Annotated in this window: 14 protein-coding genes; 5 read left to right on the top strand and 9 right to left on the bottom strand. The window is 66.3% G+C overall.

All coding sequences use genetic code 11. The annotated features are described in order from the left end of the window. Nucleotides 1-30: 30 nt before the first annotated feature. The 3 genes from rpoN to AACI_RS01740 all read right to left on the bottom strand — a co-directional run bounded on the left by rpoN (nt 31) and on the right by AACI_RS01740 (nt 4,410). On the bottom strand, nt 31-1,296 hold the full coding sequence (rpoN, locus tag AACI_RS01750) for an RNA polymerase factor sigma-54 (protein WP_012809759.1): 1,266 nt from the start codon (nt 1,294-1,296) through the stop codon (nt 31-33). Then, a complete protein-coding gene (locus tag AACI_RS01745; RefSeq protein ID WP_012809758.1) occupies nt 1,296-2,684 on the bottom strand; it encodes an amino acid permease in 1,389 nt (462 codons plus the stop codon). The genes rpoN and AACI_RS01745 overlap by 1 nt, the downstream gene beginning before the upstream one ends. Before the next feature lie 262 nt (nt 2,685-2,946). Continuing rightward, on the bottom strand, nt 2,947-4,410 hold the full coding sequence (locus tag AACI_RS01740) for a sigma-54 interaction domain-containing protein (RefSeq protein WP_012809757.1): 1,464 nt from the start codon (nt 4,408-4,410) through the stop codon (nt 2,947-2,949). Nucleotides 4,411-4,673: 263 nt separating this feature from the next. Between AACI_RS01740 and pruA the strand changes: the two genes are divergently transcribed. From pruA to rocF, 3 genes are read left to right on the top strand one after another with little or no spacing between them, the layout of a single operon-like run. Further along, nucleotides 4,674-6,224 carry an L-glutamate gamma-semialdehyde dehydrogenase gene (pruA, locus tag AACI_RS01735; protein WP_012809756.1) on the top strand — a complete coding sequence of 517 codons (1,551 nt, stop codon included), beginning with the start codon at nt 4,674-4,676 and terminating at the stop codon, nt 6,222-6,224. Between the two features lie 43 nt (nt 6,225-6,267). After that, on the top strand, nt 6,268-7,479 hold the full coding sequence (locus AACI_RS01730; RefSeq protein WP_012809755.1) for an ornithine--oxo-acid transaminase: 1,212 nt from the start codon (nt 6,268-6,270) through the stop codon (nt 7,477-7,479). A 15-nt stretch (nt 7,480-7,494) separates the two neighbouring features. After that, nucleotides 7,495-8,391 carry an arginase gene (gene rocF / locus AACI_RS01725; RefSeq protein ID WP_012809754.1) on the top strand — a complete coding sequence of 299 codons (897 nt, stop codon included), beginning with the start codon at nt 7,495-7,497 and terminating at the stop codon, nt 8,389-8,391. Between the two features lie 60 nt (nt 8,392-8,451). Here the strand turns inward: rocF and AACI_RS01720 are convergent, their stop codons facing one another. From AACI_RS01720 to AACI_RS01710, 3 genes are all read right to left on the bottom strand, one after another. Next, nucleotides 8,452-8,733 (bottom strand): hypothetical protein, encoded by a 282-nt coding sequence (locus tag AACI_RS01720; protein ID WP_012809753.1) that lies wholly within the window; start codon nt 8,731-8,733, stop codon nt 8,452-8,454. A 125-nt stretch (nt 8,734-8,858) separates the two neighbouring features. Next, nucleotides 8,859-9,914 (bottom strand): glycoside hydrolase family 130 protein, encoded by a 1,056-nt coding sequence (locus AACI_RS01715; RefSeq protein WP_041707206.1) that lies wholly within the window; start codon nt 9,912-9,914, stop codon nt 8,859-8,861. A gap of 29 nt (nt 9,915-9,943) precedes the next feature. Then, on the bottom strand, nt 9,944-11,386 hold the full coding sequence (locus tag AACI_RS01710; protein ID WP_012809751.1) for a transglutaminase-like domain-containing protein: 1,443 nt from the start codon (nt 11,384-11,386) through the stop codon (nt 9,944-9,946). Between the two features lie 269 nt (nt 11,387-11,655). Here AACI_RS01710 and AACI_RS01705 point away from each other — a divergent pair, with 269 nt between their 5' ends. Then, nucleotides 11,656-12,585 carry a hypothetical protein gene (locus tag AACI_RS01705; RefSeq protein WP_012809750.1) on the top strand — a complete coding sequence of 310 codons (930 nt, stop codon included), beginning with the start codon at nt 11,656-11,658 and terminating at the stop codon, nt 12,583-12,585. Between the two features lie 53 nt (nt 12,586-12,638). On the opposite strand, the gene AACI_RS01700 is transcribed toward AACI_RS01705, so the two are convergent. Both AACI_RS01700 and gabT read right to left on the bottom strand, forming a co-directional pair. Further along, nucleotides 12,639-14,129 carry an aldehyde dehydrogenase family protein gene (locus AACI_RS01700; RefSeq protein ID WP_012809749.1) on the bottom strand — a complete coding sequence of 497 codons (1,491 nt, stop codon included), beginning with the start codon at nt 14,127-14,129 and terminating at the stop codon, nt 12,639-12,641. After that, the gene (gabT, locus tag AACI_RS01695; RefSeq protein ID WP_012809748.1) at nt 14,116-15,438 is read right to left on the bottom strand and encodes a 4-aminobutyrate--2-oxoglutarate transaminase; all 1,323 of its coding nucleotides are present in this window, start codon (nt 15,436-15,438) and stop codon (nt 14,116-14,118) included. The genes AACI_RS01700 and gabT overlap by 14 nt, the downstream gene beginning before the upstream one ends. A gap of 150 nt (nt 15,439-15,588) precedes the next feature. Between gabT and AACI_RS01690 the strand changes: the two genes are divergently transcribed. After that, nucleotides 15,589-16,938, top strand: coding sequence for a sigma-54 interaction domain-containing protein (locus tag AACI_RS01690; protein WP_012809747.1), 1,350 nt, complete (start codon nt 15,589-15,591; stop codon nt 16,936-16,938). A 117-nt stretch (nt 16,939-17,055) separates the two neighbouring features. Here the strand turns inward: AACI_RS01690 and AACI_RS01685 are convergent, their stop codons facing one another. Next, nucleotides 17,056-18,372, bottom strand: a complete 1,317-nt coding sequence (locus tag AACI_RS01685) for an ArnT family glycosyltransferase (RefSeq protein ID WP_012809746.1) — start codon at nt 18,370-18,372, stop codon at nt 17,056-17,058. Nucleotides 18,373-18,419: the final 47 nt, after the last annotated feature.

The following is an 18,419-nucleotide window of genomic DNA, read 5'->3' as shown; positions in this document are numbered from 1 at the left end:
GCCTGCCCTGAGGCCCATGGAACAGGACGCTCAGCGCCTGCGCTGAAACGAGTTCGGGATGCGGAGCGCCTCGCGGTATTTCGCGATGGCGCGGCGCGAGAGCCTGCAGCCCTCGGAAGCCAGAAGATTCGCAATCGCCTGGTCGGACAAGGGGCTCGCCTTGTCCTCCGCCCGCACAATCTCGGCAAGACGGGCTTTCGCCGCCTCCTGCGACCACCCCGGGGCCACCTCCACCGAAAACAGGCGCTCCATGGGAATGAGGCCCTGGGGGGAACCGAGGATCTTGTCCTTGACGGCGCGGCTCACGGTCGACTCGTGCACGCCGATCTCCTCGGCGATGTCGGCCAAGCGGAGGGGTCGGATGGCTACGGCCCCCCGCTCGAGGTAACCTTCCTGCCACCTCACAAGCGCCTCGGCCACGCTCTGCAGCGTCATCCGCCTGCGCTCGATGGCGCGTGTGAGCCAGGCCGCCCGCTTGAGCCGCGCCGACACAAACCGACGCGCCTCCTCCTCCCCACTCTGCATCAAGCGCCGATACTCCGCGCGAAGTTCCAGCCGCGGCGCGGCCCACTCCGTCACTTCGACGGTCCACTCGCCCGCCACCTTGCGCACGAGGACGTCCGGCATCAACGGAGCGACGGGATCGTTCGACGCGGCGATGGCTGGCGCGGGCGTCAGGCGGCGGATGCGGCGGACGGCTTCCTCGACCTGCGCCAGGGACACCGACAGACTCGACGCGATGTCGTCAAGGCGGCCTTCCGCGACGTCGCTCAGATGGAAGCGAATGATGGAGGCCATGAGCGACTTCAGGGGCTCTCGCTCATTCCGCAGTTGGAGGAGGAGGCAGGAGGTCAAATCTTCGGCGCCGATGCCGGGCGGATCGCACGACTGGAGCGCGGCGAGCGCCTCTCGCGCCTCAGCCGGCGAGGCGCCGAGGCGCTCTGCGATCACGTCGATGGGCTCGGCGAGGTAGCCGCGCTCGTCGAGATCATCCGCCAGATAGAGCGCGACGCGGAGCACCGGGGCCGGGAGGTCCATGAGGCGGAGCTCGTGCTTCAGCCGCTCCTCAAGCGGCTCGCGGCTCGCGACGCGCGCCAAGGGATCGACGTCCTCGGCGCGCGAGACGATGGCTGGCCGCGGTCGCTCGTATCGAAACCACGGCTCCTCTTCCGCGAATCGCTCCAGTTCGTCGGCGAGATCGGCAGACGAAAGCGCCAAGACGCGCAGCGAAAGCCGCATCTCCGCCGTGAGCCGGAGTTCCTGCCGCATGGAGAGCTCGAGTCCCAGAGATTGCATCACGATTTCGCCATCCTCGGCTTGTAGATGAAGTAGTAGCCCAGGAGCACCAACAGGATGATGGGGACGCCGGCGTAGATGGCGACGCGCTGGCCGGGAATGAAGAGCAGGCTCACCGCGATGGCAAGGTTCAGCACGACGCCGAGAATCGGCACCACCGGATAGCCCGGCGTGCGGTACGCGAGTTTCGACACGTCGCCGCCCTCGCGCACATACTTGCGGCGAAACCCGATCTGCGAGGCGCAGATGATGGCCCACGACAGCACGGCGATGAGTCCAATGCCGGAGACAATCCACAGGTACAGCGTATTTGGCGAAACGTCGTACAACCACAAGGACAGCGTGCCGACAAACAGGGTGACCACCACCGACCACACGGGCACCTTCTGCTTCGAGAGATACGTCAAAAACCGCGGCGCCATGCCGTCCAGCGCCATGGACCAGAGCAGCCGCGACGAGGCGTACGTCCAGGACGATCCGGCCGACAGCGCCGACGTGATCACGATGAGGTCCATGATGAGGTGCGCGTACGGGATTCCTGCCACTTGGAAGATGGTTGCAAACGGGCTGTCGTTCACCCCCGCCTTTTGCCAGGGGATGATGCCGACGAGGACGATCATCGAGATGACGTAGAACAGAAGGATGCGCACGCTCGTGGTCCGCACGGCGCGCGGCACCGACTTCGCCGGGTCCTTGCTCTCCCCGGCCGCAATGCCGATGAGCTCCGTGCCGCTGTACGCGAAGCTCACGGGCACAAGCGCGAGGAACACGGCGCCGAGCCCATGCGGAAAGAGCCCGCCCTGCCCTGTATAGTTGCGCAAGCCAATCGCCGGATGACCCGTCAGCCCAAACAGCGCCAGCACGCCCGCGACGCACGCCGCGATGATGCCGATGACCTTGATGCTCGCAAACCAGAACTCGCTTTCCCCGTACACCCCGACCCGCGTGAGGTTGAGCGCCAGGTAGATGGCCGCGAAGATGGCGTACCAGACCACGTCCGGCACGTGCGGCAGATACTGATGAATGATGATGTCCGCGGCGATCCATTCGCCGCCGATGGTGAACGCGCCGTTCAGCCAGTACAGCCACGCGCTCAAAAAGCCAATGGATGGACTGATAAACTCCTGGGCATACGTCTTGAACGATCCCGCCACCGGCATGGCCGTCGCCAGCTCGCCCAAGCACATCATGACGATGGCCACGATGACACCGCCGAGCACGTACGCCAGCACGGCACCGCCCGGCCCGGCCTGGTTCACCGTATAGCCGGAGCTCAGAAACAGCCCCGTCCCGATGACCCCACCGATGGAAATCATGAACATGTGGCGCGCCTGCATCCCCCGGCGCAGCTTCGATTCTTTCTCCAGAATGTCGTCCAACTGCTTCATGCGCGACGTCGTCTCTCCTCATCTGGCTCGCGACAACGCTTACACGTGCGGCCGCGGCGTGTTCGACTCCCGTAGTGTAGCAAATCTCGTGCCAAGTGCGCGACGGCGCGCGGCGTCGGACATGCCCGCGTCCTGCGCCCCGCGGGTACATGCCCGTGGTGCCGCGGGGTGCAATCGCGCTTGGCGGTGCCCACGGGATTTGCATGCGGAACAAGCGCTTGCTTCGATGCAAACAGCCCATAAGTCCCTGCATGCACATGCATCAGCGGCGGTACCGCGCTGGATCCACCGCCACCTCCCGCAGCCAGTACTGCAGGTTCTGGCGCGACATGCCAAGCCTTCGCGCCGCCTCCGAGACGTTCCCGCGCGTCTCCTCGAGCGCCGCCTGCAGCACGGTCCGGGCGTAATCGCGGACGAGATCGCGAAAGGATGGGCGTCCTCGCGGGATCTCATCCGAAGCGCCTTGAGGCGTCGGCTCGCGCACCACCTCGGCGCGCGCGTCACGCCCGCCCTGATCCTCGTTCCCCTGCATCTCATCGAGCGCCTGTTCCAGCCTGCGACGCACGTGGCCCGGCAGGTGCTGAAACCCGATCTTCGCCTCATCCTCCATGAGGTTCATGGCGCCCTCAATCACGTGCTCCAGCTCGCGGACGTTGCCGGGCCACTCGTACGCCAGGAACGCGTCCATGAGCCTCGGCTCGCAGCCTTCCACCCGGAGCCCAAACGCGCCGTTCAGCCGGCGGATGAAGTGAGCCACGAGCGGCGGAATGTCCTCGCGGCGGGATCGCAGAGGAGGCACCGTGAGCGTCACGACGCTCAGACGGTAGAACAGATCAGCCCGCAACCGGCCCTCGCGGATGGCGCGGCCCGGATCCTCGTTCATCGTGGCGAGGATGCGCACATCCACAGGGCGATCCTTCAGATCCCCCACGCGGCGCACCACGCGCTCCTGGAGCACGCGGAGCAGCTTGGCCTGAAGCGGCGCGGGCATGGCGTTCAGCTCGTCCAGGAGAAGCGTGCCCCCGTTCGCCTGCTCGATGAGCCCAGGCCGATCCACCGCGCCCGTGAACGCCCCGCGCGCCGTGCCAAACAAGATGCCCTCGACGAGCGTGTCCGGAATGGCGGCGAGGTTCTGCGACACAAACGGCCCGTCCCGCCTCGGGCTGGCCGCGTGGATGCCCTGCGCCAGAAGCTCCTTGCCCGTGCCCGTTTCCCCAATGATGAGCACCGATGAGTCCGTGCGCGCGGCGCGCCGCGCCTGTTCGAGGACCTCGCGCATCGCAAGGCTCTCCGCGATGATGGACGCGAACGTGTAGCGCACGCCCGCCTGCCCGAAGGCCGTGCTCCTCAGTTGTTCGACGCTCGTCACATCCCGGGCGATCTCGACCGCGCCCAGAATCCTCCCGTCCGCATACACCGGAAACGTCCGATTCACGGTCGTGATGGCCTGCCCCCGCCGGTTGAAGTAGGTCTGTCGCACGTCGTCCCGCCGCACGCCTCGCCGCACCGCGTCGAGCAGCGTGCTCCCCGCGGCGTCTGGAAACGAGAACACGTCGTCGATCCGTCGCCCCATCACGTCCTGCCTCGACATCGCCTCGATGTCCGCCATCTTCCGGTTGTAAAACACGGTCACGCCCTCGGCGTCCACCACGTGCACGCCTTCGTCCAGGGCGTCGAGCGCCGCCTCCAACAACGTGCGGCGAGCCTCCGCATCTTGCGCGCGCATTCCTCGCCTCCTCTCCGCATGTTCCAGCCTCGCTTGCATCAATATACAAAGAGCCTTGTGGCGCCTGTCGAGATCGGCATGCAAGCCTAGTTTGCAGTCCGAGTCCGAAAAGCGCAAGGCCCTTTTTGCGCCCGTGCGGTCGGCTGCGCCACCTGCCCGACACCTGCGCTGGCCATTTGGCACAAAGTTTGCTTCGATAGTACAGGTAGAGCCTGCGCGGATCCTGGCCCTACGTATCACACGATTTTGAAGGAGGCCATACGATGATTCCGTATCGCCCAGAGCCTTTGACGGACTTTCACAACCCGGCCAACCAGGAGGCGTTCGCCGCAGCCCTCGCCAAGGTCGAACGAGAGCTCGGCCGGACGTATCCCCTTATCATCGGCGGCAAGCGCATCGATACGGGCCGCTACATCGAGTCCATCAACCCGTCCAAGAAGACTGAGGTCATCGGCCGCGTCGCCATGGCCGGCAAGGACGAGATCGAGCAGGCGCTCGAGGCCGCTTGGGAGGCCTACCGGACCTGGTCGCGCATGCCGGTCATCGAGCGCGCCGCGCTGCTCTTCAAGACCGCGGCCATCATCCGCCGGAGAAAGCACGAGTTTTCCGCCTGGATGCTGCTTGAGGCCGGCAAGAGCCGCGCGGAAGCCGACGCGGACACCGCCGAGGCTATCGACTTTCTCGAGTACTACGGACGCCAGATGATCGATCTCGCCCGCCGGGCGGACGATCTCCTCACGCCCATCTCGGGTGAGGACAACCACATCGAGTACATCCCGCTCGGCGTGGGGGCCATCATCCCGCCGTGGAACTTCCCGCTCGCCATCGTGACGGGCATGACCGTGTCGGCCGTCGTCGCGGGCAACACCGTCCTCTTGAAGCCCGCCATCCAGACGCCCGTCATCGCCTACAAGCTGATGGAGGCGCTCGAGGAGGCGGGCATGCCGCCGGGCGTGGTCAACTTCGTCCCGGGCGATCCGGCCGAGATGGGCGACTTCATGGTCGGCCACAAGGATGTGCGGTTCATCTCCTTCACCGGCTCGAAGCAGGTGGGCCTGCATCTGAACGAGCTCGCCGCCAAGCGCATCCCCGGCCAGCGCTGGATCAAGCGGTTCATCGCCGAGATGGGCGGCAAGGACGCCATCGTCGTGGACGAGGGCTACGACGTCCAGGCGGCCGCGCAGATCATCGCCCAGTCCGCCTTCGGCTTCTCCGGCCAGAAGTGCTCGGCGTGCTCGCGGGTCATCGCGCACGAGTCGCTCTACGATGAACTCGTCGATCGCGTCGCCGAGATCGCGAAGGCGTTCAAGGTGGGCGACGTGCGGGACGCGAGTGTCGGCACGGGGCCGGTCATCGATCAGAAGGCGTTTGAGAAGGTGACCACCTACATTGAGATAGGGCGCGGTGAAGGACGGCTCGTGGCGGGCGGCACGGCGTCGAACGAGACCGGCTTCTTCATCCATCCGACGGTGTTCGCGGACGTGAAGCCGGACGCGCGCATCATGCAGGAGGAGATCTTCGGCCCGGTGGTGGCGTTCACGAAGGTGAAGTCGTTCGAAGAGGCCATCGACGTGGCCAACAGCACGGAATTTGGCCTCACCGGTTCCGTCTTGTCGACGAACCGCGAGCACCTGGCCTACGCGCGCCATCACTTCCACGTCGGCAACCTGTACTTCAACCGCAAGTGCACGGGCGCCGTCGTCGGCGTGCACCCGTTCGGCGGGTTCAACATGTCCGGCACCGACTCGAAGGCCGGCGGCCCGGATTACCTGCTCCTTTTCACGCAGATGAAGAGCGTTTCGGAGCTTCTGTGACGGAATTCGGCGGGCAGTTTGCCCGCCTGTTGAGGTGAATCGCATGGCGACACAGGTGACGAGCCGCGAGGCCCTGCGGCTCGAAGAGCAATATGGCGCGAAAAACTACCACCCCCTTCCTGTGGTGCTCGTCAAGGGCGAGGGCGTGTGGGTGTGGGACGCGGAAGGCAAGCGGTACCTCGACATGCTGAGCGCGTACTCGGCGCTCAACCAGGGTCACCGCCATCCGCGCATCATCCAGGCGCTCAAGGATCAGGCGGACGCCATCACCTTGACCTCGCGCGCGTTTTATAACGACAAGCTCGGCCAGCTGTACGAGCGCATCGCGAGGCTCACGCACAAAGACATGGTGCTGCCCATGAACACGGGCGCCGAGGCGGTGGAGACGGCCATCAAGGCGGTCAGGCGCTACGCGTACGACGTCAAGGGCGTGCCCAATGACAAGGCCGAGATCATCGTGGCCGAACACAACTTCCACGGCCGGACCACGACCATCATCTCGTTCTCGAGCGATCCGGAGTACCGGCGCGGCTTCGGCCCGCTCACGCCCGGCTTCCGCATCATTCCCTACGGGGACATCGAGGCGCTGAAGCAGGCCATCACGGAGAACACCGCGGCGTTCCTCGTCGAGCCCATCCAGGGCGAGGCGGGCATCATCGTACCGCCGGAAGGCTATCTGCGAGAGGCGTACGAATTGTGCCGCGATCGCGGCGTGCTGTTCGTGGCGGACGAGATTCAGACGGGTCTCGGCCGCACGGGCCACATGTTCGCGTGCGACTGGGAGGGCGTCGTGCCCGACGTGTACATCCTCGGCAAGGCGCTCGGCGGCGGTGTGTTCCCCGTGTCCGCCGTGGCGGCGAACCGGGACATTCTCGGCGTGTTCGAACCCGGATCGCACGGGTCGACGTTCGGCGGCAACCCGCTCGGCGCGGCGGTGGCCATCGCGGCACTCGACGTGATCGTCGAGGAGAAGCTGCCGGAGAAATCGCGCGCGCTCGGCGAGAAGTTCCTTGAATGGCTCCGCGACCTCAAGCACCCCGTCATCAAGGAAGTGCGCGGCAGGGGGCTTTTCATCGGCGTGGAGCTCCACGAGAAGGCGCGGCCGTACTGCGAGCGACTAAAAGAGGCGGGGCTCTTGTGCAAAGAGACGCACGAAAACACCATTCGCTTCGCACCGCCGCTCGTCATCACGGAAGACGAACTGGCGTGGGCGTTTGAGCAGATCCGAAGCGTCTTCGCGGAAGAGGCGCGCTAGAAAGCAGGGATAGGCATGAAAGACATTCACATCATCGGCGTCCCGTCCGACTACGGCCAGAACCGCCGCGGCGTGGATATGGGCCCGAGCGCCATCCGCTACGCGGGGCTGAAGGAGAAGCTCGAGCGGCTCGGCTATGAGGTGTCCGATCTCGGCGACGTGCCGGTACCGACGCCGGAAACGAGGCAGATTGAGCACCAGAAGCTGAAGTACCTGCGCGAGGTGGTCTCGGTCTGCGAGGCGCTCTGCGAGAAGGTGGACGGCGTGCTGAAGGGCGGGCACACGCCCGTCATTCTGGGCGGCGATCACTCCATCGCCATCGGTAGCCTGGCCGGGATCGCACGCGCAGGGCAGCCGTTTGGCGTCATTTGGTTTGACGCGCACGGCGACATGAACACGGACGAGACGACGCCGTCGGGCAACATCCACGGCATGCCGCTCGCCGCGAGCCTCGGCCTCGGCCACGAGGCGCTCACCGGCATCGGGGGGATTCGCCCGAAGGTGAAGCCGGAGAACGTGGTGCTCGTCGGCGCGCGGTCCATTGATCCCGAGGAACGCGAGCTGATTCGCCGGTCCGGCATTCACGTGTTCACCATGCAGGACGTCGATCGTCGAGGCATGGACGCGGTCATGCAGGAGGCCATTCGCATCGCGTCGGACGGCACGCGCGGCATCCACCTGAGCCTCGATCTCGACGCCCTCGACCCCATGTTCGCCCCGGGCGTCGGCACGCCGGTCAACGGCGGCTTCACCTACCGGGAGGGCCATCTCGCCATGGAGCTGTTGGCCGCGAGCGGCAAGCTCCTCTCGGTCGACGTCGTCGAGGTGAACCCCATTTTGGATCACCGGAACCAGACGGGCCGCATGGCCGTGGAACTCTTGGAATCGCTGTTCGGCAAGCGGGTGATGTGAAACGCGACAGGGTGCCCCGCGGTGCGGAGGCACCCTGTTTCGCGTCTTCCTGTGCGGACTTCAGCCCTTCGTCTCCACGTAGCGGACGTCGCCCATGCCGGCCACGTCCTTCTGCACCTCAATGCGGCCCCTATCGTTTTCGCCGAGGACAATCCAGCGGCACTCGGGCAATTCGCGCAGCGGGCGGTCGGCGAGATCGCCGAGATCGCGAAGTTGGAACAGCTCGCGCACCTGCTCGGCCACTTCGCCGAGCGTCGCCTCCGGGTGCTGGCGGAGCCAGCGGCGGGTTTTGCGCGCGAGGTCCTTGCCGGATCGCGTCAAATACAAGATTTCCTGGTCCAAACTGCATTCCACCACCTATCGCTTGTTAAAGATCAATATACAAGAAAAAGACGGCCACGACATCAAAAATTCTCTAAAAAAGCGGTGGCTGCGCGAGACCGAACAGGCGGACGCCGCGGGCCGCCTCAGGCGAGGCTATCCAGGATGTCGCGGAGGGAAAGGTCCGCCCCCGCGAGCGACTCGTCGGCCACACCGTAATACATGTGCACGACGTCGCCTTCCACCCAGGCCCCGCAGGAGAACACCACGCCGCGGAAAAAGCCCGCCAGCTCGTACAGCGCCTCGGGCTTGAGGATGGGCTCGGCCGATCGCGCCAGGACCCGCGACGGATCGCCGAGATCCACGAGGCAAGCCCCCATGGCGTACTCGTTCTTCTCGTTGGCGCCGTGGTACAGGATGAGCCAGCCCTTGTCCGTGCGGATGGGCACGGCGCCCCCACCGACGCGCAGGCTGTCCCAGCTGTCCTTGCGCGGCGCGAGCAGAAAGCGATGATTGCCCCAGGCGCGCAGGTTCGGCGATTCCGCAAGCCAGATGTCGAGTTCGCCGAGGCCCCGCGGCGCAGGGCGATGGAGCAGGTAGTAGTGCGAACCGATGCGCTCCGGAAAGAGGACCACGTCCTTGTTCTCCGGCGGCAGGATGAGGCCGAGGCGCCAGACGTGGCGAAAATCCCGCGTCGCGGCCAGGCCCACGGCGACGCCGTGATCGGACACGGCGGTGTAAGTGATGTAGTAAACGCCGCCGATCTCGGCCACCCGCGGGTCTTCGACGCCGAACGCCTCGTACGGGGTCTCGGGAGCGAGAAACGGCTTCTCCTCCACGGTGAAGTGGCGGCCGTCGCGGCTTCGCGCGAGGCGCAGATGGGACATGGACGTGAGCCACACCGTCTCGCCGGTGTCCTTGCGGCGCACCGCGCGCGGATCGGAGAAGTCGTAGTGCGGATCCGAGCGCTTGAACCAGTGGACCTCGACCGTTCGGTGCGCGGGGTTGTAGACGGGCACGCCGACGGCGTCCTCGTCCGCGCTTGCCTGCTCCGCGACGCGCAGCACGAGCACCGTCTCGTCGCCCACGCGAGCCACGCCTGCATTAAACGCGCCAATGACGCGCATATCGGGATGCGAAGGTGGCACGTCCTTCGGGGTGATGAGCGGGTTTTCCGCATATCGATTCACGTTCACAAACATCCCCTCCTTGGCCTCTTCGAGGTACGGCTTTACCAATCGGCGATTTGGCCGCCGCGGTGGTTTTGGGCGAACACGACCGCAGGCGGATCGAAATCGTCGTGCGTGACGGACGACGGCGGAGAGATGCCTTGATCGCTCGTGTACACGGCGTCGAGCGTCGGATCGAAGACCACCCACCTGCGCCCGTCCCACGCCTCGTCCCACTGGTGAGGTCCCCACCCGAGTTCACCCAGGCCCTGCCCCTGCACCACGAGCGCCGGGATGCCGAGCGCGCGCAGGAGCCCCGCCGCGACGCCCGAGATGTCCTGGCACACGCCGTAGTGAAGCGACAGTGTGGTGGTCATCTGCTGCCACGGAACCTGACCGTTCAGGTAGGCGGGCCAGTTGTACCAGATGTGCAGCGACGCCCAGTCCGAGATGGCCTGGATCTTCTCATCCACCTGTTGCGGCGAGAGCGCCCGCGCACCGCCGCTCGGATACGCGATGGAAGCCGCGAGCGCTGCCACCTGCGGCGATTCGTTGTCGTTCACAAACCAGCTCTGGAGAAGCCCGAGGCTCTGGAGTGAGAGGCTCGGCGCCGCGGACTCGATGGCGCGGCTGTAGGCCAGGGGGCGCAGCTTGAGCGACGACGCGTTCAGAACTTCATCCACTTCGACGTACAGCGGCCCGGTGAAAGGCAGGCGGATGGTGGCGTCGAGCGCGCCGCTCACCATGCGGGCGCTGTAGCGGTGAATCTCGTCCGGCTGGGCCTCGGACCTGACCGTAATCATCGCCTCGCCCGAGAAACCGTCCTGAGTCTGAAGGCGAAGAGGGAGAACCGGCGTCAGCGGATTGTAGAGCGCCGAGGAGGTGACGCCCGATTCTCCGTAGAACCACGGCTCCGGCCAGAGGTCCCCCGGCTGTTGGTACGCCGACGAGGCAACGCCCGAGGGCGGCAGCGACATCTGCGGGACGGGATCGATCACGGCCAACTGCGAGCCCTGCCACCGCGTCTGCACGTGAAACGCAGCCAACAGCTGCCGCAGCGCGTCCACATCCACGTAGATTTGACCGCCTTTCACGATGGCATTCGCATCAATGGGACCGGCGTACGTGACCTCGTCGCCGTGGGCGGGCTGCCAGTACCAGAGGTAGAGCGGCCCGGAATTGGAGCTTGGCGCCGCCTGCGAGGACGACGGGAGATCTCCCACCACCCATCCGCTCGACGTGAAAGCTTGGGGGACGTGCATGAGGTTGAACCAGGCGACGCAGGCGGAAAGCGGTGCATACACGTGCCCACCTGCCCGCCACCACGCAACCGACACCTGCCCCACGCCGGGGACGACGAGTGCGCCGACCGAGCCCGTGGTGGCGGCAGCGGCCTGGATGGACGCAAAGGCGCGCGGAGACGCAGCGAAATACGCGGGAGCGGCCGCGGCGAGCGGCAGCGCGAACAGAGCGCCGAGCTTTGCGAGAGCGCGAGGGCGAAGCAAACGGCGAGCACCTCCGGATTCTGCGGGCGGATGAGGCTGGATTCGAATGCATGGCACATATGCTGGAACAATACGCCGCGCATCGACCAAATCCTGCGAACCCTGTCGCTCGCCGTCGACATTTCTCGGGAAATAGAGAGCGGTGACGAACAAAGACACGGACAGGAAAATGGGGGATGGTGTCGAAGAGATCTGAGGAGAGGTACGATTCGCGTGGGCCAGGGAGGCGCGCCCGCGCCGGCGCTTCACACCACGAGGAGGATCTCAACATGCCGAAACCCAGAACCTACGGTTATGCCTTGCTTTCGGTGGCGGCGACCCTGTTCCTTGCGACGGGCTGCGGAGGCGGATCGTCGGGCGGAAGCCCGCCGCCCCTGAACAACACGACCAACGCGACGAATGAGCCGCAGAACAATACCGCCAACACGTCGAACTTGACAAGCAACGGCTCGACGACCAACGCGGCGGAGAACAACACGTCGACGCAAAACACCAGCAACTCGTCGCAGGGCGGATCGCAGCCGGCCGACGCCGGCGCGTTCCCGGCCATCGTGCGGCAGGCCATGACGAGCCTCGGCGAGAACGGGTTCCAAGGGGCGGACGCACCGACCTACGTGCCGCAGCCGGCGGGAGGCGGATCGACGTCGTACAGCGCGCACAACACGCAGCCGAGCGCGCACGGTCCCCAGTTTCTCGCGGGCTATCACGTGGACCTGCTGACGGGCGGGCAGCCGTACGCCTCGTACGAAGTGGATCACTTCGTCTCGACGAGCCAGGCGGCGTCGAACATTTCCTCGTTCGCGAGCGCCGTGCACGGCGGCGCGATGCCCTCGGGCGGTACGGGCATTCTGTTGCCGAACAACCACTCCGCCCAAATGGCGACCGTGGGCAACTCGACCGTCGTCTACTGGTCGGACAACGGTTGGAACTTCCAGGTGGTGAACGAGAACACGTCGGTGCCGCCGACGCCGATTGTGGACAAGCTCGTGAACGCGCTCTCGAGCACCTCCCTGCCTTCTTCGGACGGCATTGGGCGGGTGATTGTGGACAACCAAAACCCGTCCGGAACGAATGTCACGGTGACGGTCATCTGGAGCCAGAACGGGAACGTGTACGAGGTTCAGACCACCAACAGCGCGGAGTCGCCCATCCAGTCCGCGCTGCAGATGGCGGGATCGATGCGGGCGTACTGGTCGTGATGGAGGAAGGAAGCGAGGGCGCATCGCCTGGGAGCGGCGGTGCGCCCTTGTCGTCAGTTGTTGTCGATCTGCGCGCGCTGCAGCCGGCCGCTGTAATCGACGTACACGGTCTTCCACTCCGTGAAGACGTCCAAGGCGGCCTGGCCGGAATCTCGGTGCCCGTTTCCGGTGGCCTTGGTACCGCCGAACGGCAGGTGAATTTCGGCGCCCGTCGTGCCCGCGTTGACGTACACGATCCCGGTGTCGAGATCGCGCATGGCGCGAAACACGCGGTTGACGTCGCGCGTGAAGATGCTGGCCGAGAGCCCGTAGCGAACCCCGTTGTTGACGCGGATGGCTTCCTCGAACGAGTCGACGGCCATCACGCAGAGCACCGGGCCGAAGATCTCCTCCTGCGCGATGCGCATGTCGGGGCGGACGCCGGCGAACACGGTCGGCGCATAGTAAAAGCCGCGCGCCAGCGGGCCCTCCGTCAGCCTGCGGCCGCCAGTCAAGAGCCGCGCACCCTCGTCCACGCCGAGCCGCACGTACCGGTCGATCTTCGCGAGGGCTTCCTCGTGGATGACGGGCCCGACGTTGACGGCCGGATCCAGCCCGTCGCCGACGCGGAGCGCCTGCACGCGCGGCAGCAAGCGAGCGAGCAACGCTTCCTCCGCCTCGCGCTCCACGATCACGCGGCTCGCCGCGGTGCACCGCTGGCCGCTCGTGCCGTAGGCACTCCAGAGGATGGCGTCCACGGCGAGGTCCAGGTCCGCGTCGGCGAGCACCGTGATGGCGTTTTTGCCGCCCATCTCGAGGGACACGCGCTTCAGATTCGCACCCGCACGGCTCGCGATGTGCCGCCCCGTCTCCGTCGATCCGGTGAAGGAGATGACGTCGATCCCGGGGTGATGGAGCATCGCCTCGCCGACCACGGGGCCATCGCCGAACACCACGTTCAGAACGCCCGCAGGCAGCCCGGCCTCCTGATACACCTCCACGAACGCCCGCGCGGTGAGCGGTGTCTCCTCCGCGGGCTTCCACACCACGGCGTTGCCGGCGACGATGGCCGGAAGCGACTTCCACGACGCGATGGCGATGGGGAAGTTCCACGGCGTGATGATCCCCACCACGCCCACCGGAACGCGCACGCTCATGGCGAACTTGTCGGGAAGTTCCGAGGGCGTCGTCTGGCCGAACAGCCTTCGCCCCTCGCCCGCCATGTACTCGGCCATGTCGATGGCCTCCTGCACCTCGCCGCGCGCCTCCTCGATGACCTTGCCCATCTCCATTGTCAGCGTCCGCGCGATCTCGTCCTTGCGATCCCGCAGCAGATCCGCGACGCGCCGCAGCACCTTCGCGCGCTCCGGAGCGGGCACCAGGCGCCACGCGGCCTGCGCCTCGCGGGCCGCCCGCACGGCGTCGTCGAGATCGTCCGGGCCCGATCTCGCCCACACCCCGAGCACCTCGCCGTTTGCGGGGTTGACGTTGTCCCCGTACTGCCCCGTCTTGGGCTCGCGCCACCTGCCGCCGATGAAATTCAGACAAGGCTCAAACCGATGCATGCGCCTCACGCTCCTTCGCCTCGCGGACCACCGCCGCGAAGATCTCCAGCCCTTCGTCCAGCACGTCCCATGGGATGTTGAGCGGACACAGGAAGCGAATCGCGTTGTTGTACACGCCGCACTTCATGAGCAGGAGCCCCCGCTCCATGGCGAGGCGCAGAACCCTCGCCACCATCTCCGGGTACGGCGCCATCGTGGCGCGATCGCGCACGAACTCCACGGCGAGCATCGCGCCGCGCCCGCGCACGTCGCCGATGCACCGGCACTCGCGCATAAGTTCGAGGAGCTTCGCGCGGATGCGCGCGCCGACCTCCTCGGCCCGCGCCACGAGCCCCTCCTCTTCCATCGCGTCGAGCACCGCGAGCCCCGCGCTTGCGGCTACCGGGTTGCCGACATACGTGCCGCCGAGCGTGTTCTCGGCCGGCGCGTCCATGATCTCGGCCCGGCCGAACACGGCGGAAAGCGGCAGCCCCGCAGCGATTGACTTGCCGCACGTCATGAGATCCGGCACCACGCCCTCGTGCTCCATGGCGAAAAACCGCCCCGTGCGCCCGTAGCCGGTCTGGATCTCGTCCGCGATGAGCAGGATCCCGTGTTTGTCGCAAAATTCTCGCAAGAGAGGGAAGAAGCCTTCCACCGGCACGATGTACCCACCCTCGCCCTGAATGGGCTCCGCGATGACGCACGCGATTTGGGTCGGATCGAACCACGTCACCGCGGCCCGGTCGAGAAACCGCCGGAACTCATCGAGACGCGGCCCGTGCGTCGCGCTCGGGTACGGGAGCCGGTACACCTCCGGCGCGTACGGGCCGTAGTGCGCCTTGTACGGGTGCAGCTTGCTGGTGAGGCTCATGGCCATGTACGTCCGCCCGTGGAAGGCCCCGTCGAACGCGATCACGCCCGGCCTCCCCGTCGCCCATCTGGCGATCTTCACCGCGTTCTCCACGGCCTCGGCGCCGGAGTTGAAGAAAAGCCCCTTCGCGTTCGGAATGCGCGTCTTCGGCGCGAGGCGCTTCGCCAGTTCGACGAGCGACGTGTACGGGAACATCGTGTAGTCCGTGTGCGTGAACCGCTTCGCCTGCTCCACGACGGCCGCCACCACCTTCGGGTGGCTGTGTCCGACGTTCAGGCAGCCGACGCCGCCCACGAAGTCGATGTATCGGTTGCCGTCGAGATCGTACAGCAGACTTCCCTCCGCCTTCGCGATCATCGCGGGCAGGAACGGCCGATACGCGCGCGCCAAATACGTTTCGGCGTCCTGCAGGTGGGGTGCGCTCGCCGCCCCCGGGAGCGTCTTCACGTTCGCCATCGTGCACCGCCTCCTTCAGCGAATCTGCCTCAAGGTATGGAGCAAGCGCCGTGCCAAGTGCCAGACCGCGCCGCGCGGGTGTATGATGATTCTGACGGTGCAAAATCGGCGCGCAAAACGCAAAACGACTGCGGGCAAGGAGGCGAGCGCATGGAACCGAGCGTGGTGGCGGACGTGTGGAAGCTGTATCAGGAGATCCTCGAATTCGCGCCGGTCGGCGTTCACGCGGTCGATCGCGAAGGGCGCACGCGGGTCTACAACCGGGTGATGGGCGAGATCGACGGGTACAGGCCGGACGAAGTGCTGGAGAAAAACGTGTTCGAACTGTACGAGCTCGACGAGGAGACGAGCACGCTCTGGCGGGCGCTGAAGACGGGGCATCCGGTGCAGATTGACGAGCAGGTGTACGTGGCGCGCAACGGGCGGCGCGTCGTGACGCAGAATCGCACGAAGCCGGTGGTCATCGCGGGCGAGATCATCGGCGCGATGGAGATTGCCGTGCCGCGCGAGGCGGGAGGCGCGCAGGAAGCGGCAGACGCGCGGATCAGGCGCCGATACTCGTTCGCGGACATCCTGGGCGAGAGCCGGGCCATGCAGAGGGCGCTCGATCTCGCCGAGCGCGCGGCGCGGATGGACCTGCCCGTCCTCCTCGTGGGCGAGACGGGCACGGGCAAGGAACTGTTCGCCCAGGCCATTCATGGGGCGAGCGCGCGCAAGCACGGCCCGTTTTTGGCGCAAAACTGCGCGGCCTGGCCAGAGGGGCTCGCGGAGAGTGTGCTCTTCGGCACGAGGCGGGGCGGATTCACGGGCGCCGTGGATCGCGCGGGCGTGTTCGAGCTGGCCTGCGGGGGGACGCTGTTGCTCGACGAGGTGCACGCGATGTCCCCCTCCGTGCAGGCGAAGCTGTTGCGCGCCCTCCAGGACGGCGAGGTGTGGCCGATTGGCGCGAGGCGGTCCGTCCAGACGGACGTCCGCGTGATCGCCGCGATGAACGTGCCGCCAAGCGCCGCGTTGAGCCGCGGGCTCGTGCGGCCGGATCTCCTGTACCGCATCGGCGCCATCGCCATTCACCTGCCGCCGCTTCGGGAAAGGCCTGAGGACATCCCGCTTTTGGCCCAGGCGTTTTTGCGCAGGTACGGAGAAGCGCGCGCCGTGCGCCTCTCGAGCGACGCGATGGCCTTTTTGACGAGCCACGACTGGCCCGGGAATGTGCGCGAGCTCGAGCAGACCGTGCGATCCGCCCTGGCCCTCTGGCCGGAAGCGCGCGAAATCACGTCCGAGATGCTGCGATCCGCGCATCCGCTCCTCGGTGAAGGCGCGCCGCGCGAATTGGAGCGTGTGGCGCGCGCCGCGCGCCCCTCGGACGACGCCATTCGCCGGGCGTACGAAGCGGCTTCGGGCAACCTGACCCACGCGGCGCAGGCGCTCGGCATCAGCCGGCAGCGCATGCAGTACCACGTGCGGCGGCTTGGGTTGAGAACCTCGTCGCAGCCGAAGTGACAAAAAGCGCCGAGGCGGTGGACCGGGGGCCATGACGCGGGCCGCGGAAGGCAAGAGCGACGAAGGAGCACGCGGAACGGCGCTCGCGAGCCCCAAGCGCCGGAATCGGACGCCGCGTCAGCGGGAAGTGCGGCGGCGCGATCGCCCTCGACCCGACTTCGCCCTGGCCCCCTTGCGCTCCTCGCCCACGATGGCGCGCAGGAGCGCCCAGACGGCCACGGGCACGCCCGAAAACATCAGCCAATCGATGGGCACGTTGTACCGCTCAAACGCGAAGAAGAACGAGAACACCGCCGTGTAGTAGAGCAGCGTGAGCCAGATGAGCAAGATCTCCCTCCGCCGCCCGCGGGCAAAGACCATCGCGACGAAGTGTCCCACGATGGACGCGTCGACCACCCAGGTCTGCAGCCCGCGAAGCGAGGCCTCCGTGATCCCGAAGATGGGAATGGGCAGGTACGCGCGCAGCCAGAGAATCTGCGGCTTCAGCCAAAGGTACGTCGTCCAGAACGAGGACGGGTTCGTCTTCAGCCATTCACCCATGCGCTTGAAGGCAATCTGCTTCTGCAGGCGAAACCACGTCAGTTCGTGCATGGACTGCGGCCGCAGGCTCGGGTACTCGCGCAGCAACTGATGCTCGATGGCGCCCTCGTTGGTGGGAGGCGGATAGCCGTAGCCCTCGAAGGTGCCGAGAAGGAGCGGGTTCCAGCTGTCGTCGGTGAACAGGATCAAGCGGTGAAACACCATCTCGTTCCGAATCCACCATGGCGCCATGAAGATGAGCCCGACCAGCACGGCCGCCCCGAGGTGGCGCCAGAGCAGCGGGCGGGGATAGCCCTTCATCAGGAAGTAGAGCAGCGCGAAGACAATCCAGAGCGCGACGTTCGGCCGCACGTAGATGGCGAGCATGAAGGTGATGGCAAGCCCAAGCACGTCCCGCAACCGCCTGGACTCCGCGACTTTGAACGTGAAATCGAACATCCAGGCGAAGGCCGCCATGAAAAGTGGCTCCGTGAGAAAGAGCGTGTCCACCAGCACTTCGGGCGGATACAGCGCGATGGCCGCGGCGACCACTGCGCCGACCCAAGGCCGGGTCATCCGGCTCACCGCGCGGTAGATCCCCGCGATGCCGAGCGTCGCAATGAGGGTGAACAGGATTTTTCCCGCATACAGGCCGACGGTCCCCGCCCCGAACACCCAGATGATGCCGGCCAACAAGAGCGTGATGCCCGGCATCATGTGCACCGTCGGCGCGTCCGGCGTGTAATACGAGAACGTGCCCTTTTGCAGGAGCCAAAGCGCGCTTCGGTAGTAACCTTCGTCGTCGCTGTGAATGGTGAGATGCGGTCCGTACACGAAGATGGTCACCAGGCGCGGCGCGAGCGCGAGCAACCACAGCCACGCCGGCGCGCCGAGCCACGTCCTTCCCGTTCGCATGCTGGAAAACTCCTGTGTCTGAATTTGCTCCTCCGCCGGCCGCTCCG

Source organism: Alicyclobacillus acidocaldarius subsp. acidocaldarius DSM 446 (assembly GCF_000024285.1).
GTDB classification, from domain to species: domain Bacteria; phylum Bacillota; class Bacilli; order Alicyclobacillales; family Alicyclobacillaceae; genus Alicyclobacillus; species Alicyclobacillus acidocaldarius.
Note: the sequence above shows the minus strand (reverse complement) of the source record. Positions and strands in the feature narration are given on the sequence as shown.

Bases quoted from the DNA above. Each gene is read 5' to 3' on its own strand.
- rpoN (WP_012809759.1), bottom strand. From the start codon at position 1,296: ATGCAATCTCTGGGACTCGAGCTCTCCATGCGGCAGGAACTCCGGCTC.
- AACI_RS01745 (WP_012809758.1), bottom strand. From the start codon at position 2,684: ATGAAGCAGTTGGACGACATTCTGGAGAAAGAATCGAAGCTGCGCCGG.
- AACI_RS01740 (WP_012809757.1), bottom strand. From the start codon at position 4,410: ATGCGCGCGCAAGATGCGGAGGCTCGCCGCACGTTGTTGGAGGCGGCG.
- pruA (WP_012809756.1), top strand. From the start codon at position 4,674: ATGATTCCGTATCGCCCAGAGCCTTTGACGGACTTTCACAACCCGGCC.
- AACI_RS01730 (WP_012809755.1), top strand. From the start codon at position 6,268: ATGGCGACACAGGTGACGAGCCGCGAGGCCCTGCGGCTCGAAGAGCAA.
- rocF (WP_012809754.1), top strand. From the start codon at position 7,495: ATGAAAGACATTCACATCATCGGCGTCCCGTCCGACTACGGCCAGAAC.
- AACI_RS01715 (WP_041707206.1), bottom strand. From the start codon at position 9,914: ATGTTTGTGAACGTGAATCGATATGCGGAAAACCCGCTCATCACCCCG.
- AACI_RS01705 (WP_012809750.1), top strand. From the start codon at position 11,656: ATGCCGAAACCCAGAACCTACGGTTATGCCTTGCTTTCGGTGGCGGCG.
- AACI_RS01700 (WP_012809749.1), bottom strand. From the start codon at position 14,129: ATGCATCGGTTTGAGCCTTGTCTGAATTTCATCGGCGGCAGGTGGCGC.
- gabT (WP_012809748.1), bottom strand. From the start codon at position 15,438: ATGGCGAACGTGAAGACGCTCCCGGGGGCGGCGAGCGCACCCCACCTG.
- AACI_RS01690 (WP_012809747.1), top strand. From the start codon at position 15,589: ATGGAACCGAGCGTGGTGGCGGACGTGTGGAAGCTGTATCAGGAGATC.
- AACI_RS01685 (WP_012809746.1), bottom strand. From the start codon at position 18,372: ATGCGAACGGGAAGGACGTGGCTCGGCGCGCCGGCGTGGCTGTGGTTG.